We start from the raw sequence: 16,895 nt of genomic DNA on the forward strand, positions 1-16,895 counted from the left end.
TGATATCAAATATATGAGGGGAAGTCATTTTTGGGCGTATCACCCATCGTACCCAGCACGGTTTTGCCGATTTCCCGGGCAGAGATAACGGCCTGGCGTACTGCGCCGGAGTCACCGGAAATCACCAGAATGGCTTCGTTACTGAAACTTGTGCCATGAGCAGGGGAGCTGTAGGCAACCACATCCACATTGGCTGATTTCAACGCGGTATCTGCCATCAGCACGCCTATGGACGCCGGAGCGCCAACAATGACACCGCATGATTTACCCACCGGAGCACCAAATGCTTTTTCCAGCGCGTAGCTGGCGCGGGCGGTGTACTGCAATTCAATATGACCGGCTTCGTTGGCATAGACATCGCCAAATGTCCGTTCCAGCTCTTTCAGGGCAACTTCGATGGCGCGTTTTACGTCAGAGACATCATTTGCCCCAAGAATAATCAGTGAGCCATGACCCGCACCGCCTTTGGTATCACGCGGCAGTTCAATGCTGACAATTTCAGTGTTTGTCGCTTTTACGGCTTCGTCTGCGGCCATAATATGTGGCCCGGCACCGGTACGTGCCCCCAGAATGCCAATTGAGCGGTAACGCTTTTCAAGCTTCATTGCTTCCAGCAACGCGCTGTCAACATTTGCGATAACCAGGCCAACGGTGTCACCGGGGGCCGTACCGACAAACTCGGTTAAACTACAGGTCTTTTCGGCCATAGCCTTTCCTCTCGGTTCTTGTGATTCAGGGGGAGATGCCGGTGATGCCAGGTGGTTCACTTTGGCAATCACCTGCGCCATGATTTGTTCCACCAGATCATTGGTACTCATTGGCTAACTCCCTTGCTGGGTAGGAATTTTTCGACTTCTGAGTGAGGGCGGGGAATAACATGAACGGATTTCACTTCGCCCACCGCTGCTGCGGCTGCTGCACCGGCATCGGTTGCTGCGGTTACGGCACCAACATCGCCACGAACCATGACGGTGACCAAACCGGAACCAATTTTCTCGTAGCCAATTAATTCAACGTTTGCGGATTTAACCATGGCGTCAGCGGCTTCTATGGCGGCGGTTAATCCTTTTGTTTCAACCATTCCTAGCGCTTCTTGTTGCATATAAACCTCGGCAAACTTTTACAATTTTCTGACTATACAAATAAGCAACTGAAAATAATGGCTGTGTTGGGTATTTATTAGGAAAATTATTAATATGGCGATAATAAAAAATTGCCATTAAATTTTATATTATTTTGATTTTATTGAGTTTTATTTATTTTTTGTGATAGTATTTATTCGTTTTTAACATTGCAGGTTTACAATTTTTATTCTGTATTTTTTATATTTGAGATGCCTCTCGCAAAAATATCCTCCTGTGAAAGGAAATGCCGATTAAACATGGCGAATAAATGAGAGGGAGGCTGCAAATAAATTATATTTTATTCGCAAAATAATGTTGTTATTTCAACTGGCGATATAGCGTTATATCTCAGGCCAGTAAGGGTATGGTTAAAAAAGTATGAGCAAAAATTTGTTATGCCCTGGCTAATTTTTGCGCTTGCCCGTATCACAGATAGCCAACACTTTCCGGCCCGGCATTTCTATAGTTCAACGCGTTGTCCTCTTGCTATTTTGCATGGCACCTGGTGTCGCAGTGAAAAGCGGTATAGCGAGTTACCCTGCCTGGCGTAGTGATACGCCGGTGAAACATCCGGTAAAAAATAGGTGACATTATGAATGATTCACTAAAGGTACAGTGTATTGCTGAATTTCTGGGAACTGGGCTGTTTTTATTCTTTGGTGCTGGCTGCCTTTGTGCATTAAAAGTGGCTGGCGCCAGCTTTGGTCTGTGGGAAATCTGCGTGGTGTGGGGGCTGGGTATTTCCCTGGCGGTTTACCTCACTGCCGGGATCTCCGGCGCGCACCTGAACCCGGCAATTACCGTTGCGCTTTGGCTGTTTGCCTGTTTCCCCGGTAAAAAAGTGCTGCCGTACAGCATAGCCCAGATTGCCGGGGCGTTCTGTGGCGCGGCACTGGCATATTTTCTCTACCGTAACATGTTCCTGGATTATGAAGCCGCCCACCAAATGGTGCGTGGTAGCCAGGAAAGCCTGCAACTTGCCAGCATTTTCAGTACCTACCCGGCGGCAGACATCAGTGTCTGGCAGGCCGCGCTGGTGGAAGTGGTGATTACGTCGATTTTAATGTGCCTGATTATGGCGCTGACCGATGACGGTAACGGCGTGCCGCGTGGTGCACTGGGGCCACTGCTGATTGGTATTCTGGTGGCGGTTATCGGTGCCGCTATGGGCCCGCTAACCGGGTTTGCCATGAACCCCGCGCGTGACTTTGGCCCGAAAATTTTCACCTTTTTTGCGGGTTGGGGGAAAATAGCAATGACCGGCGGGCGTGATATCCCGTACTTTTTTATTCCGATTATTGCCCCTGTGGTGGGTGCCTGCCTGGGCGCTGCCTGTTATAGCTACCTCATAGGGAAAAACCTGCCCTGTAATACCTGTAAAACGGATGAAAAGAAAACGGTCTGAGCGGCTCGCAAAAAAAACGTAACTGGTGAAATTTTATAAAATATTTTGTGATCCGTTTTCATGTAATTGAGATTTTTTCTCCCAGGTAACCAGGTGGCCTGTTATGTTTAAGCAGGCTCCCTCCTGGGGGTTTTCAGCCACACAAGCAAAAGCAGTAATACGCATTTTTAATACCTCAGTTTTTATTAGTCACGCTAATTAACGAGTTGAGTAATGAAAAGGAATTAGCAAAATAGTTCTAAACTGCTGAACAGTTTCATTTTCAGTATGTAAAAAGTTACTGTTTTTTGTGACATACAGGCCACTACGAGGTTGCCTGTTACTGATATTATCAACCATTGTTATGGCGGCCGGAGGTATTCCATTTGAGAATGAGACTACCTCTTGCAAGGAATTTACTGCACGTAATGAGTCGGGCAGTAAAAAATACTTAGGGTGAAACATTTTGGCTAATTTTAATTAACTAAAATGTAACTTTCTACCTGGGGCCTGCTAATAGCGTCGCCGGATAATATTGGGGCTGGAACCGTTTAACCGGGGGTTGTTAAGTGCGCCGCCAGGAAGAGCCACCACAGGTAGTTGTGCGATATCAGTTGTACGACGTTAGTTGTGTGAATTAATTGTGCGAATTAGTTGTGCGCATAACAGTCAGGCAAGCCTGTGAACCAGAATATCGGTATGCCAGCGATATGAAGTGTGATGTATGAAGTATGAAAAACTCATGCGCAGTACATGGGGTGCATACAGAACAGGCCCAAAAGGGCACATAACCCGCCTGTCAGGGCAGGCGCTTAATCACGGAAGATAAACGGACTGAATCGACTGAGGGTTTTATCATGATTTCTGCCAGTGTGCTTAGCTCAGAGCTCATCAATAAAATTGCCCAGGATTTTGCACAGGCAACAAATTTAGCGGTTGTGGTGGTTAATATCCACGGTGAAGAGATCTCTGAGCTCTTCAACTTCACGCCGTTTTGCCAGTTGATGCGCCAGGACCCTGAACGGCACAGCCGCTGCCGTATGAGTGACCGCTGTGGCGGCCTTGAAGCATCTAAAAGCAGTAACCCTTGTATTTATCGTTGCCATGCCGGGCTGACGGATTTTTCCATACCTTTGGTTATTGCCGGTCACCTGGTGGGTTTTGTGCTGTGCGGGCAAGTACGTGTTCCGGATGATATTGAAATGGTCGATATCCTGCACCCGGTTGATGACCACTGGCGCACAGACCCTGAGTTGGTGAATGAATACAAAAAAGTACCTGAAATGGATTATGCCCGGTTAACGGCATCTGCTGACTTATTACGTTTGATTGTAGAAAACTGCCTGAAAAAACAACTGAGTTTGTTGGTGATTACCGATAACGAAGACGTACCACCTTCAGCAGGCAGAAGCCGTGCGCAAAACCCCCATGAAAGCAAAATGAAAAAAGCGCTGCGCTACATTGAAGCGAATTTGTCACAGGAACTGCGCCTGGAAGAGGTGGCTGCACACGTGTACCTGAGCCCTTATTATTTCAGCAAGCTGTTCAAAAAATATCAGGGGATTGGCTTTAACGCCTGGGTTAACCGCCAGCGCATGGAACATGCCAAAGAAATGCTACGCCACAGTGACTGGAGCATTGCCAGTATCGCCAGAAATGTGGGTTTTTCCCAAACCAGTTATTTTTGCAAAGTATTCCGCCAGACTTACCAGGTAACACCACAAATGTTTCGTTCCCTTGCAATAGAAGAGGCCGATTAACCGGTATTCAGTGTCTGGTTAACCCATATTCGGTAAATGTGTGGTGCTAATATCCGGCACAATAGTTTTATGTGGGTAATGTGGTGCTGTACCTGTTTTTTACCCATAAATTGCCAGTAAATATTTGGGTGGATCACGCAGGGTTTATTTCACCTGCCAGGTATAAATTCTGTGAGCCAGCAACGTTTAACGGTAGCAATATTTTGTTGCCTGCATGGCTGGGTTTTTCTGGTTAAGTACTTATTGTTGTTAAGATATGTCTGACAGAACTGGCAATAATTTGTTATAGCTCAACAATTGTTTGTTATTACAGCCGTAAACTGCACCAGTTTTTATTTTTTCAGTGGCGTATAGTCAGTGACAGTAAAAAAGCACTTTTTTCGGCAGATATTTACCTGAGTGAGATATTTACCAGAGCGAAGTGTGATTGCGTGATGGCGCTGAGTTTGCGCACCAAAGCGCAGTAAATAGCAGTACATAAAAAGTACAGAACGCAGAAAGAAGCGCAGTACATAAAAGTAGTGCAGTACGAAAAAGTTTAACCGACATCATCAGGTTTTACCTGACAGGTAGGGAAGAGGGTGCAAACCCCTCGCAGCCCCCGCTGCTGTGATGCTGACGACCCCGCAATACCACTGATCGACTGATTGGGAAGGGCGGGCAAGAAAGACGCTAAGCCAGAAGACCGGCCTGATGATGCAAATGACACCTTCGGAGGGAAGGGCGTCTACAGCCTCGTATTGCCCTGAGGGGAATGCGCCTGGCTTGTTGCGCCCATTTCCCGCCAAAAAGGAAGTAAAAATGGCAACAGGCGCAAAACAGGCATTTATTCTGGCGGGCACTTCAAGCGGTTGTGGTAAAACCACCATAACCCTTGGCTTGCTGGCGCTTTTGCGGCAACAAGGCTTTGCTCCCCAGCCATTCAAAGTTGGCCCTGACTACCTCGATACCACCTGGCATAGCGCCATTTCTGGCCGGAAATCACGCAATCTGGATAACTGGATGCTGCCGGATGATACCGTTCGGGCATTGTTCAGCCGGGCCATGGAAACCACCTCACTTGGGGTGATCGAAGGGGTTATGGGCCTGTTCGATGGCCTGGGCCTTGACCCGTTTTGTGCCTCAACCGCAGGTATTGCGCGTTTACTGGGTGTTCCTGTCATTTTGCTGATGGATGGCAAAGGCGTATCCACCTCTCTGGCGGCAACCCTTAATGGCTTTTGTGATTTTGCCCCGGGCGTCAACATTGCCGGGGTCATAATCAACCGGGTCAATACCGATAATCACTTCCGCCAGCTTAGTGCCGCGCTTGGCCGTTATTGCCGCGTACCGGTGCTGGGCTATGTTCCTGAACTGCCTGAACTCCACCTGCCATCCCGCCATTTGGGGTTAGTGGGCGCGTCTGCTTCAGGGGTTAGCCAGGCACCCTGGCAGCAACTGGCTGCCGTGCTGGAAAAAACGGTTAACCTCCCGGCTCTGCTTAACTGTTGCCGCCCTTTGCAAAGCCAGCTCTGCGCACCGTTATCACTCCCGGACCAGGCCCTGGCCGGCGGGCTGACCATGGCCATTGCGCAGGATGATGCCTTTCACTTTTACTACCAGGATAACCTCGACATTCTTGAACAGGCAGGCGTCCGGCTGGTGCCATTCAGCCCGGTGGAAGACGCACAAGTGCCCGCCTGTGACATGCTGTGGCTGGGGGGCGGCTACCCGGAAATGTTTGCCAGCCAACTGGCGGCGAATAGCGCAATGCGGGATTCCGTTAAACAGCTAGCGGCGCGCGGGGTGCCCGTGTATGCCGAGTGCGGCGGGTTAATGTACCTGGGTGGCTCACTGGCAGATGCAGACGGGCAAACGCACCCCATGTGCGGCGTGCTGGCCGGGCACAGCACCATGGGTAACCGGCTGAGGCGGTTTGGGTATTGCGAAGCAACTGCAAGCCACGACACCCTGCTCGCCGCAGCAGGTGAAACATTGCGCGGCCATGAATTTCATTACTCTGAATTCACCACTTCACTGCCCACCCGCCAACAGTGCCGCAAAGTGCGCGACGGCCAGGTGGTGCGCCAGTGGGAAGGCGGCTGGCAGCAGGGCAACACCTTTGCCAGTTACCTGCACCTCCATTTTGCCCAGCGCCCGGCCATGCTTAACCGCTGGTTCACTACCGCAAGGAGCCTGCAATGATGTCACTGTTTTCCTGGCTTTCCGCCTGGTGTGTTGCCGCTCTGCTGGATTACTGGCTGGGTGACCCGCACCACTGGCCTCACCCGGTGCGCTGGATGGGCAACCTGGTTAACCTGCTGCAGCGCGCTGTCCGCCATGTTTGCCATTCACCCCGGGCATTGCGCTGGGGGGGCGGTGTGATGTGGCTGGTAGTGGTGGCGGTTACGGGTGGTGTCAGCTGGGGTGTTTTGGTTCTGGCAGAACGTGTTCATCCACTGCTCGGCTGGGTGGTCAATACCTGGATGATCTTTACCCTGCTGGCCGGGCGTTGCCTGGCTGAAAGTGCCGGGGAAGTTGAGCAGGCTCTGCGCAAAGGGGATTTACCGCTGAGCCGGGAAAAACTGAGCTGGATAGTCGGGCGTGATACCTCGCAACTCCAGCCACCGCAAATTACCCGGGCAGTGGTCGAAACGGTGGCAGAAAACAGTGTTGATGGTGTTATCGCCCCCCTGTTTTTCCTGATGCTGGGCGGTGCGCCGCTGGCAATGGCGTACAAAGCCGTGAATACCCTGGATTCCATGGTGGGTTACAAAAACGCACGTTACAAAGATATCGGCCTGGTGTCTGCACGTATGGATGACGTGGCCAATTACCTGCCCGCACGCATTGGCTGGCTGTTGCTGAGTGCGGCAGCCAGGCTCTGCCAGTTCAATGGCCTTAGCGCGTTGCGTATTGGCTGGCGCGACAGAAAACAGCACAGCAGCCCGAATTGCGCCTGGTCTGAAGGCGCGGTGGCCGGGGCTCTGGGGGTGCGCCTTGGCGGGCCAAATAACTATTTTGGCGAACGGGTAGAGAAACCCTGGATTGGCGAAAACCTGCGCGAAATAACCCCGGATGACATCCCGGCGTCCGTGCGCATGCTGATGGTCGCTTCCGGCCTGGCACTGGTGCTGTTTGCCCTTATCCGTATCGCCTTCACGCTCACGGTGTGATGGCAGGAGAACCCAATGGACTACATTCAACAACCTTTGCTCATTGAAAGCCGCAGCTTCGAGATAATCAGCGAGATAATTGCCGCTGAACACCCCGGCTGGCAGTGTAGTGACCCACGCCAGGAAGCGGTTATCAAACGGGTTATTCACACCACGGCAGATTTCGACTGGCTGGAAACCTTATGGTTTTCACCACAAATCATTACTGTGCTGGATGCCGCCCTGCGCCGCGGTTGTACGCTGTTTACCGACACCACCATGGCGCTCTCCGGTATCAACAAGACCCGCCTTGCCCGGCACCATGTTGCCAGCCACTGTTTTATCAGCAACCCACAAGTGGCGGCAGTGGCAAAAGAAAAAGGTATTACCCGCTCAATGGCAGCGGTTGATGTCGCTCTGGCTATGCCGGGCGAGAAAATCTTTGTTTTTGGCAATGCGCCCACAGCGCTATTCCGCCTGCTGGAAAGTGGTGAACAACCTGCCGCAGTCATTGGCGTACCGGTGGGTTTTGTGGGGGCGGCTGAATCCAAACAGGCCCTGATAGACAGTGGCCTGCCGGGCATTGCAGCCCGTGGGCGCAAAGGCGGTAGCAATGTGGCTGCGGCCATTGTTAACGCCGTGCTCTACACCATGGAGGCGGGCGATGACTGATTTCAGCCTGGCCGATACTGTCTGGCACAACGGGAAAGCCTTGCGCAAAGGCTATACCACCGGTTCCTGCGCAACCGCCGCCGCCCGGGTTGCAGCGTTAATGGTGCTGCGCCAGCAGGTAATTAACCAGGTTTCTATTACCACGCCGTCTGGTATCACCCTGCACTTGAATGTGGAATTGCCGGTAATTGAAGGCCAGCAGGCCACCGCCGCCATTCGTAAAGACGGGGGCGATGATGTTGATGCCACCCACGGTATGCTGATTTTTGCCCGGGTTAGCCTGAATGACTCGGGGGCAATCACGCTGAAAGGCGGCGCAGGCATCGGCGTGGTTACCCGCCCGGGAATTGGCCTGGCGCCGGGGGAACCAGCCATTAACCGCACACCCCGGCAAACCATAGAAGCCGCGGTGCGTGAAGTCATTGGGCCGCAACGTGGGGCCGAAGTTGAAATTTTCGCACCGGAAGGGGAAGACCGGGCAAAGAAAACCATGAATGCCCGGCTCGGTATTCAGGGGGGCATTTCCATTATTGGCACGACGGGCATAGTCACGCCGATGTCTGAAGAGAGCTGGAAACGGGCGCTGGTGATTGAGCTGGAGCAAAAACGCGCAGAAGGCCGGGAGAATGTCATTCTGGTGCCGGGCAACCATGGCGAGCGCTTTGTGCGGGAAAGCCTGCACCTGGACCCGGGTATGGTGGTCACCATGAGCAACTTTGTTGGCTACATGGTTCAGGAAACTGTGCGGCTGGGGTTTAAACGCGTTTTGCTGGTTGGGCACCCGGGCAAGTTGATCAAAGTCGCCGCCGGTATTTTTCATACCCACAGCCATATTGCCGATGCCCGGATGGAGGTGCTGGTCGCCCACCTTGCGCTGATGGGCGCGCCGCTGGCGTTGTTGCGTGCAGTCAGTGAATGCGACACCACAGAAGCCGCGCTGCCACTGATTGACTGCGCGGGTTACACACGGATTTACCCTGAGCTGGCACAACGGGTTTGTGCCCGGGTCCAGGACATGTTGCGCTTCACCCAGTCTCCCCCGCAGTGCGACGCCATTCTTTTCTCGTTTGAACAACAACTGCTTGGCAGTAGCCGCCCTCTGGCGGTGATTCAGGAGGCATTCCAATGATTACTGTCGTGGGCATTGGGCCTGGTAACCTTGCATTGCTGACACAACAGGCACGCCAGGCCATCGCCTGTGCAGACGTGCTGGTCGGCGGCAGGCGGCATCTCGAATTGTTTGAAGCATTTGAAGGCGAAACACACCTGCTCACGGCAGATATCGCCGCTTTGGTGGCGTGGCTGGAAGGCGTACAGCAGCAGGATGTCGTGCTGCTCGCGTCTGGCGACCCAATGTTGTTCGGGATTGGTAAGCGCCTGTGTTGCCATTTTGGGCGTGAAAATATTGATGTGATCCCCGGAGTAAGCGCCATGCAATACCTGTGTGCTAAAGCCGGAGTGGACATGAACGACATCTGGCTGACCAGCAGCCACGGGCGGGAAGTGGATTACGAAAACCTGCTGCGCCACAACAAAGTGGCCATGGTAACAGACCGCAACAATGGCCCGGCGCAAATCGCCCGTCACCTGGTAGCCTGGGGCGCAGGGCACCGCACCATGATCATTGGTGAAAACCTCTCGCTGGAGAATGAGCGTATCCGGCGGTTGCCCGCATCTGTGGTAACCGGAGACTTTGATATGAACGTTGTGGTGATCCTCAATGAATGATGCCCATTTTTTGCGCGGTGAGCGCGTGCCCATGACCAAAGAGCCGGTGCGGGCGCTGGTTCTCTCCCGCCTGCAACTGCACAGTGCGGAAACCTTTATTGATGTGGGCGCAGGCACTGGCAGTGTATCGCTGGAAGCCGCGATGACCTGGCCCGGGTTGCAGGTGATTGCTATTGAACGGGATGCAGCGGCGCTGGCGCTGTTGCACACCAACCGCAGCCATTTCGCCTGTGAAAATGTGCAGGTCATAGCGGCACAGGCACCGGTCAGTTGCGATTTACAGGTCGATGCCATTTTTATTGGCGGCAGTGGTGGCCAACTGGCGTCCTTACTGCACTGGTCACTGGAACATTTGGTTCCCGGTGGCCGCCTGGTCATGACCTTTATTCTGCATGAAAACCTGATGCAGGCATTCACACTGCTTGGCAACCTGCCTGTCAGTGCGCTGGAGTGCGTTCAGATCCAGGCATCATCTATGGTGGCGCTGGGTGAAGGGCACTATTTCAAACCGAACAATCCAACTTTTGTGATTTCCTGCCTGAAGGAGGGCAACCATGTCTGAACTGGCATCTCCGGGCGTCTGGTTTGTTGGCGCAGGCCCTGGCGACAAAGAGCTGATTACGCTGAAAGGCTACCGGCTGTTACAGCAGGCCGACATCGTCATTTATGCGGGGTCGTTAATTAATACGGAACTGCTTGAGTGGTGCCCGCAGGCGCAATGTCACGACAGCGCAAGCCTGGCGCTGGAAGCCATTATTGGCCTGATGGAAGACGGTGTGCGCAATGGCAAGTGTGTGGTTCGCCTGCAAACCGGGGATTTATCACTCTATGGCTCGGTGCGCGAGCAAGGTGAAATGCTGTCTGCGCGGGGGATTAGCTGGCAAGTGGTGCCCGGGGTCAGTGCCTTTTTGGGTGCCGCCGCAGATCTCGGTGTGGAATACACCGTACCGGAAGTTTCCCAGAGCCTGATAATCACTCGCCTGGAAGGGCGCACACCCGTGCCAGAGAAAGAGCAACTGGAGAGCTTTGCCGCCCACCAGACATCCATGGCGATTTTCTTGTCCGTGCAGCGAATTAACCGGGTGGCGGAGCGCCTGACAGAGGGCGGTTACCCACCAGAAACCCCAGTAGCTGTGGTGTACAAAGCCACCTGGCCGGAGCGCCTGGTAGTACGGGGGACGCTGGCAGATATCAGCGAAAAAGTAAGGGCCGCCGGAATACGCAAAACCGCACTAATACTGGTGGGGGCGTTTCTGGGCGAGGAATACCACTACTCCAAACTTTATGATGCCGGGTTTAGCCATGAATACCGTCAGGCCTGAATCGTTGGTGTTGTTCTGCCTGACGCCTGGTGGCGTGGCACTGGCAGAACGGCTGCGGGCTGTATTACCAATAACCTGTTTTACCAGTGAACGGTTACTGAAAACGGGGTTTCGCCCGTTTATGACCAGCTTCGCTCAAACCGTAAAAGACGCGTTCCCGGTGCATTCCGCATTAATTTTTATCGGTGCGACGGGCATTGCGGTGCGCATGATAGCGCCACTTCTGCAAGACAAAATGTCTGACCCGGCGGTAGTGGTTATTGATGAGCGCGGCCAGCATGTGATTAGCCTGGTTTCCGGGCATATGGGCGGGGCGAATGCTCTGGCCTGCTACCTTGCCGGTGTACTGGGGGCAGACCCGGTAATTACCACGGCAACAGATGTGAATGGTCTGGCGGCTCTGGACACCCTGGCAAGCCAACTGGACGCCGGTATGGAAAACCTGCGTGAAGGGGTAAAAACCATCAACCAAATGTTGGTGAGCGGGCAGCGGGTGGGGCTGTGGTGGGATGATGACTTTGCCAGCCAACAGCACCAGGTGACCACTGACGGGTTTATCAACGTGGCTGAGTTGAGCGCGTTACCCCGGCTCGATGCGCTGGTGTGCGTCACGCTGCGCGATACCCTGCCAGAAGTTAACTGCCCGGTCTTTAAACTGGTTCCCCGCCGCATTGTCGCGGGTATTGGTTGCCGCCGGAATACGCCTTTCACTGTGTTGCACAAACTGGTGGCTGAACAGTTGCAGGCCCGCCGCCTGGATTCACTCGCATTACGCGCCATTGGCAGTATCGATTTGAAGCAGGACGAACCTGGCCTGCAGGCACTTGCGCAATGTTACCAGGTGCCATTTGAAATTTTTTCCGCTAACGAACTACAACCTGGCGAAGCGCATTTCCCTGTTTCGGCGTTTGTGCGCGAGGTTGCCGGGGTCGGCAGTGTTTCCGGCCCGGTCGCCTGGCTGATGAGTGGTGGTCATTTACTTGGGGAAACCTTGCGTGAACAAGGCGTTACCCTGACTTTAGGAGTTGTGCACTGATGTTAACCGTAATCGGAATAGGGCCGGGCTCCCAGGCCATGATGACCGTCGAAGCCACTGAAGCGCTGGCGGCGGCAGATATTATCGTGGGCTACAAAACCTACACCCACCTGGTGAAAGCGTTTACTGGCGATAAACAGGTGATTAAAACCGGTATGTGCAAAGAAATCGAGCGCTGCCAAACGGCGATTGACCTTGCCAAAGAAGGCCACAACGTGGCTCTGGTCAGTAGCGGTGATGCCGGTATTTACGGAATGGCTGGCCTGATTTTAGAACTGGTGAGCCAGCAACAGGCGGGTATTGAAGTGCGGGTCGTGCCCGGAATGACTGCCAGCATCGCTGCTGCTGCGTTGCTCGGCGCCCCCCTGATGCACGACTTTTGCCATATCAGCCTGAGCGATTTACTCACGCCCTGGCCAGTAATTGAAAAACGCATTATTGCCGCCGGGGAAGCAGACTTTGTGATTTGTTTTTATAACCCGCGCAGCCGCGGGCGTGAGGGCCACCTGGCGCGCGCCTTTGATTTGCTGATGACGGTGAAAAACCCGGCTACTCCGGTTGGTGTGGTGAAAGCCGCCGGGCGCAAGAAAGAAGAAAAATGGCTGACAACGCTTGCGGATATGGATTATGACCCGGTCGATATGACCAGCCTGGTGGTGGTGGGAAATGCCACTACCTATGTAAAAGACGGGCTGATGATAACACCGCGTGGTTACCGGCTATGAACCATGTCCTGGTTCTGGGCGGCACCAGCGATGCCACGCCGATTTGCCAGCAACTGGAAATGGCGGCGGTGCCTTACACCCTGTCTGTCGCGACAGAAGCCGGAGCCCGGCTGGCTCAGGTGCGCAAAGGTTCCGTGTTGTGCGGGCGGCTGGATGCCGGGCAACTGGCTGAATTACTTGCAAGCCTCAGGGTTAACTGGCTGGTTGATGCCACCCACCCCTATGCCCAGGAAATTAGCCGTAATGCCTGGCAGGCCTGCCAGCAAACCGGTATCGCCTACAGCCGTTATCGCCGCCCCAGCCAGTTGGATTGCGTTTCCCACCCGTTATTACACAAGGTGGCAAATATTGAAGAAGCCTGTGGCATCGCCGGGGCACTGGGCCCGCGCGTGTTGTTAACCACAGGCAGTAAAGACCTGGCCCGCTGGCAGGCAGGGCTGCCGGGCAAAACCTGGCTGGTGCGTGTTCTGCCCGTGGCGTCTGTCATTGCCCAGTGCGAGCAACTGGGCCTTGGCCCGGAGAATATTTTTGCCATGAAAGGGCCGTTTAACGCGGCATTTAACCAGGCGCTGTATCAGTTTTGCTCCCCGGATGTGGTGATTACCAAAGAATCCGGCATTCAGGGCGGCTACCTCGACAAAATTGTACCGGCTCTTCAGGCCGCCATCCCCTGCATTGTGGTGACCCGGCCCCAGGAAAGCGTGCCGGAAACCCAGGTGCTGGGCGGGCCGGAGGCCTTTACCCGCAAGTTACAGGACTGGCTGGCATCACCGTTTAACCCGCAACACAGTGCGCTAAGTAACAGGAGAACAACAGTATGAAAAAAGCATTATTGGTGGTGAGTTTTGGCACCAGCTACCACGATACGCTGGAGAAAAATATTGTTGCCTGTGAGCAGGCGCTGGCGGCCAGTTGCCCGGACCGCACGCTGTTGCGTGCTTTTACCTCCGGCATGATTATCCGCAAGCTGGCAAGGCGCGACGGGCTGGTGATACCGTCACCCGCGCAGGCCTTGCAACAACTGGCAGAGCAAGGCTACCAGGATGTCGCCATTCAGTCGCTGCACATCATTAATGGCGACGAATACGAAAAAGTGGTGCGGGATGCCGCACTTTGGCAAGGGCATTTCGCCCGCCTGTCGCTTGGCACGCCACTGCTCAGCACTTTTGAAGATTACCAGCAACTGATGCTGGCACTGCGCAGCCAGATGCCGCCATTAGCTGACGACGAACAAGTGGTGTTTATGGGGCATGGCGCCAGTCATCATGCGTTTGCGGCTTATGCCTGCCTGGATCATATGATGCAGGCCTGCCATTTCCCTGCCCGGGTTGGCGCGGTGGAAAGTTACCCGGAAGTGGGGCAACTGGTTCACAGCATGCAACAGCAAGGGGTACGCCGGGTAGTTCTGATGCCGCTGATGCTGGTGGCCGGTGACCATGCCATTAACGATATGGCTTCTGATGCGCCCGATTCATGGAAAAGTTGTTTTGCCGCGGCAGGCATTCCAGCACAAGTGTGCCTGCAAGGGCTGGGGGAAAACCCGGCGATTCGCAGCCGGTTTGTTGCCCATTTGCAGCAGGCTCTGGCAGCGGGTACTCAGGAGGTGGCGGCATGAGTGGGCGGTTATATGCCATCAGCACCGGTCCTGGCGCCAGCGACCTGATTACTGTGCGGGCCGCACGCATTCTTGGCAAGCTGGACTGCCTGTATGCCCCGGCAGGGCGTAAAGGCGCAGACAGCCTGGCGCTGAGCATTGTGCGCCCCTGGCTGAGTGAAACCACCGAAGTGCACACCTGCCATTTCCCGATGAGTGCAGATAACGATGCCAAAGCTGCGGTATGGGATGAAGTGGCTGGCACGCTGGCGCGCGAAGTTCAGGCGGGTAAACAGGTAGGGTTTATTACTCTGGGCGATGCCATGCTGTTCAGCACCTGGGTGTGGTTACTGGCACGCCTTGGCCGCCCGGACTGGCTGGAAATTGTCCCTGGCGTGACATCGGTGTTAGCCATTGCCTCTGCCGCCGCGCTGCCGCTGGCAATGGACCAGCAGTCACTGGCCATTGTTGCCTGTAACGCCAGTGAACAACACCTGCGCGACACCCTGGAGCGCCACGATTGCGTGGTAATGATGAAAGTTTACGGGCGCTTCCCGGCAATTAAAGCGTTGTTGCAGTCCTGCGGCGTGATTGACCATGCAGTGATGATGGCCGAAGCCACCTTGCCGGGTGAGCGTTGCTGGCGTGACTTGTCTGCAGTGCCGGACGATGAACCGCTTCCCTACTTTTCGACCATTCTGGTCAATAAGCAGTGGGATATCAGGAGTGAATCATGGAACAACAGTTAAAACGGCTGTCTTTTAGTGGCCTGGCGCTGGGCATTCTGATGCTGCTGGCCCCGGAACAGGCCTTTGCCATGCACATCATGGAAGGCTTTTTACCGCCACTGTGGGCGCTGGCCTGGTGGGTGTTGTTTTTACCCTGCCTGTGGTACGGGCTGGTGCGGTTGCGCCAGATTGTCAGCCAGGACAGCCACCAGAAAGTGCTGCTGGCGTTGTGCGGCGCGTTTATTTTTGTGCTTTCGGCACTCAAAATCCCTTCGGTAACCGGCAGTTGCTCACACCCAACTGGTGTCGGGCTGGCAGTCATTCTGTTTGGGCCCGGCGTTGTGTCCTTGCTGGGGGCCATTGTGCTGCTCTTCCAGGCGCTGTTACTGGCTCACGGCGGGCTGACAACGCTTGGGGCAAACGGGATCTCCATGGCGGTGGTCGGGCCGTTCGCGGGCTGGCTGGTGTGGCGGCTTGCCTGTAAAACCGGGCTGCGTAACGACGTCGGGGTGTTCCTGTGTGCCGTGGTGGCAGACTTAGTGACCTATTTTGTTACTTCAGTGCAGCTTGGGGTGGCCTTCCCGGACCCGGTAAATGGCGCGGCCGGTTCCACACTGAAATTTATGGGCATTTTCTGCCTGACTCAAATTCCTATTGCCATTGCCGAAGGGTTCCTGACGGTACTGATTTATGACCAGCTCACCAAACGCCACCTCATTACATCAGGGGGGGCACTGCAATGAAAAAAACAGTGACGTTGATTGTGCTGGTGGTGGCGCTCATGGTGATGCCGTTCTTTATTAACCATGGCGGTGAATATGGCGGTTCGGATAACCAGGCGGAAGAACAAATAAAAGTGATAGACCCTGCGTATCACCCCTGGTTTCAGCCATTGTATGAACCCGCCAGCGGTGAAATAGAAAGCCTGTTATTTACTTTGCAGGGTGCGCTGGGCACAGCAGTCATTTTTTACATCCTCGGTTACTGGAAAGGGAAGGCGAGCCGTGCTGAGCGGGATTGACCGGTTAAGTTACCAGAGCCGCTGGCGCGACAAAGACCCGGTTGCCAAGTTTCTGGGCTGGCTGGTGTTTATTGTGCTGGCAATGGCCCTGCCACCTGCCGGCCAGTTAATTGAACTGGTGGTGCTGGCGGCACTAACCTGCTGGTTATTAAAGGTTTCACTCTGGCGCTGGCTGCGCTGGATGAGCCTGCCGCTGTCATTTTTATTGGTGGCGTCGCTGGCGCTGGCATTAACGGTTACCCGTGAGCCAGCCGGGGTTCTGTGGGGTATTCACCTTGGGAGCGTGTCTTTTGGGGTTAGCCAGCCCGGGCTGGCGCTCGCCTGGCAAAGTGGTTGCCGTAGCCTGGCGGCGCTGGCAGCGACATTCTGGTTTGTCCTGAACCTGCCATTCCCTCAGCTTATTCAGTTGCTTAAGCGTTGCCGGGTGCCTGCGCTGTTAACGGAGCAGGTGCTGCTCACCTGGCGCTTTATTTTTATTCTGCTGGACGAAGCAGCGGCAATTTACCGTGCGCAGACATTGCGGTTTGGGTATCGTAACGTCCCTTGCGGCTACCGCTCTTTGGCGATGCTGATTTCGTTATTATTCAGCAGGGTAATGTGGCGTTACCAGCAAATGACAACCGCACTGGATATGAAGTTATACCAGGGTGATTTTCACCTCTAAGGG

At 54.3% G+C, this 16,895-nt stretch carries 19 protein-coding genes and 1 riboswitch; of the genes, 17 read left to right on the plus strand and 2 right to left on the minus strand.

Annotated features, from left to right (window positions below; genetic code table 11):
* Positions 1–5: 5 nt before the first annotated feature.
* Together pduB and pduA are read right to left on the minus strand one after the other, a co-directional pair.
* Positions 6–818, minus strand: a complete 813-nt coding sequence (gene pduB, locus DT73_RS21945; protein ID WP_036115206.1) for a propanediol utilization microcompartment protein PduB — start codon at positions 816–818, stop codon at positions 6–8.
* Complete coding sequence (gene pduA, locus DT73_RS21950) at positions 815–1,102, minus strand: propanediol utilization microcompartment protein PduA (protein WP_036115207.1); 288 nt, start codon at positions 1,100–1,102, stop codon at positions 815–817. The genes pduB and pduA overlap by 4 nt, the downstream gene beginning before the upstream one ends.
* A gap of 614 nt (positions 1,103–1,716) precedes the next feature.
* Between pduA and DT73_RS21955 the strand changes: the two genes are divergently transcribed.
* The 17 genes from DT73_RS21955 (at position 1,717) to DT73_RS22035 (ending at position 16,892) form a co-directional block, all read left to right on the plus strand.
* Positions 1,717–2,529 carry an MIP/aquaporin family protein gene (locus DT73_RS21955; protein ID WP_036115210.1) on the plus strand — a complete coding sequence of 271 codons (813 nt, stop codon included), beginning with the start codon at positions 1,717–1,719 and terminating at the stop codon, positions 2,527–2,529.
* Positions 2,530–3,365: 836 nt separating this feature from the next.
* Entirely contained in the window at positions 3,366–4,268 is a 903-nt protein-coding gene (locus tag DT73_RS21960) for a PocR ligand-binding domain-containing protein (RefSeq protein WP_036115214.1), read from the plus strand.
* Positions 4,269–4,804: 536 nt separating this feature from the next.
* Positions 4,805–4,977, plus strand: a riboswitch (cobalamin riboswitch).
* A 92-nt stretch (positions 4,978–5,069) separates the two neighbouring features.
* Positions 5,070–6,452: a cobyrinate a,c-diamide synthase gene (locus DT73_RS21965; RefSeq protein ID WP_036115216.1), complete on the plus strand. Its 1,383-nt coding sequence runs from the start codon at positions 5,070–5,072 to the stop codon at positions 6,450–6,452.
* Positions 6,452–7,423 (plus strand): adenosylcobinamide-phosphate synthase CbiB, encoded by a 972-nt coding sequence (gene cbiB, locus DT73_RS21970; RefSeq protein ID WP_036115332.1) that lies wholly within the window; start codon positions 6,452–6,454, stop codon positions 7,421–7,423. Before DT73_RS21965 ends, cbiB begins: the two co-directional genes overlap by 1 nt.
* 15 nt (positions 7,424–7,438) lie before the next feature.
* The gene (locus DT73_RS21975) at positions 7,439–8,074 is read left to right on the plus strand and encodes a cobalt-precorrin-8 methylmutase (protein ID WP_036115218.1); all 636 of its coding nucleotides are present in this window, start codon (positions 7,439–7,441) and stop codon (positions 8,072–8,074) included.
* Entirely contained in the window at positions 8,067–9,203 is a 1,137-nt protein-coding gene (gene cbiD, locus DT73_RS21980) for a cobalt-precorrin-5B (C(1))-methyltransferase CbiD (RefSeq protein ID WP_036115219.1), read from the plus strand. The genes DT73_RS21975 and cbiD overlap by 8 nt, the downstream gene beginning before the upstream one ends.
* Complete coding sequence (gene cbiE, locus DT73_RS21985) at positions 9,200–9,802, plus strand: precorrin-6y C5,15-methyltransferase (decarboxylating) subunit CbiE (RefSeq protein ID WP_036115222.1); 603 nt, start codon at positions 9,200–9,202, stop codon at positions 9,800–9,802. The genes cbiD and cbiE overlap by 4 nt, the downstream gene beginning before the upstream one ends.
* Positions 9,795–10,364 (plus strand): decarboxylating cobalt-precorrin-6B (C(15))-methyltransferase, encoded by a 570-nt coding sequence (locus DT73_RS21990; RefSeq protein ID WP_036115226.1) that lies wholly within the window; start codon positions 9,795–9,797, stop codon positions 10,362–10,364. Before cbiE ends, DT73_RS21990 begins: the two co-directional genes overlap by 8 nt.
* Positions 10,357–11,124 carry a cobalt-precorrin-4 methyltransferase gene (locus DT73_RS21995; protein WP_036115231.1) on the plus strand — a complete coding sequence of 256 codons (768 nt, stop codon included), beginning with the start codon at positions 10,357–10,359 and terminating at the stop codon, positions 11,122–11,124. The genes DT73_RS21990 and DT73_RS21995 overlap by 8 nt, the downstream gene beginning before the upstream one ends.
* A complete protein-coding gene (cbiG, locus tag DT73_RS22000) occupies positions 11,105–12,160 on the plus strand; it encodes a cobalt-precorrin 5A hydrolase (protein ID WP_036115234.1) in 1,056 nt (351 codons plus the stop codon). Before DT73_RS21995 ends, cbiG begins: the two co-directional genes overlap by 20 nt.
* Positions 12,160–12,885: a precorrin-3B C(17)-methyltransferase gene (locus DT73_RS22005; RefSeq protein WP_036115239.1), complete on the plus strand. Its 726-nt coding sequence runs from the start codon at positions 12,160–12,162 to the stop codon at positions 12,883–12,885. Before cbiG ends, DT73_RS22005 begins: the two co-directional genes overlap by 1 nt.
* Positions 12,882–13,706 (plus strand): cobalt-precorrin-6A reductase, encoded by an 825-nt coding sequence (locus DT73_RS22010; RefSeq protein ID WP_051691513.1) that lies wholly within the window; start codon positions 12,882–12,884, stop codon positions 13,704–13,706. The genes DT73_RS22005 and DT73_RS22010 overlap by 4 nt, the downstream gene beginning before the upstream one ends.
* Complete coding sequence (locus DT73_RS22015; RefSeq protein ID WP_036115242.1) at positions 13,703–14,500, plus strand: sirohydrochlorin cobaltochelatase; 798 nt, start codon at positions 13,703–13,705, stop codon at positions 14,498–14,500. Before DT73_RS22010 ends, DT73_RS22015 begins: the two co-directional genes overlap by 4 nt.
* Entirely contained in the window at positions 14,497–15,228 is a 732-nt protein-coding gene (locus DT73_RS22020) for a cobalt-factor II C(20)-methyltransferase (protein ID WP_036115246.1), read from the plus strand. The genes DT73_RS22015 and DT73_RS22020 overlap by 4 nt, the downstream gene beginning before the upstream one ends.
* Entirely contained in the window at positions 15,213–15,950 is a 738-nt protein-coding gene (cbiM, locus tag DT73_RS22025) for a cobalt ECF transporter S component CbiM (RefSeq protein ID WP_036115249.1), read from the plus strand. Before DT73_RS22020 ends, cbiM begins: the two co-directional genes overlap by 16 nt.
* Positions 15,947–16,228, plus strand: coding sequence for an energy-coupling factor ABC transporter substrate-binding protein (locus tag DT73_RS22030; protein ID WP_036115251.1), 282 nt, complete (start codon positions 15,947–15,949; stop codon positions 16,226–16,228). The genes cbiM and DT73_RS22030 overlap by 4 nt, the downstream gene beginning before the upstream one ends.
* Positions 16,215–16,892 carry an energy-coupling factor ABC transporter transmembrane protein gene (locus DT73_RS22035; RefSeq protein ID WP_036115343.1) on the plus strand — a complete coding sequence of 226 codons (678 nt, stop codon included), beginning with the start codon at positions 16,215–16,217 and terminating at the stop codon, positions 16,890–16,892. Before DT73_RS22030 ends, DT73_RS22035 begins: the two co-directional genes overlap by 14 nt.
* Positions 16,893–16,895: the final 3 nt, after the last annotated feature.

Origin of the sequence: Mangrovibacter sp. MFB070, assembly GCF_000705335.1 — a bacterium.
In the GTDB taxonomy this organism is placed as follows: domain Bacteria; phylum Pseudomonadota; class Gammaproteobacteria; order Enterobacterales; family Enterobacteriaceae; genus Mangrovibacter; species Mangrovibacter plantisponsor.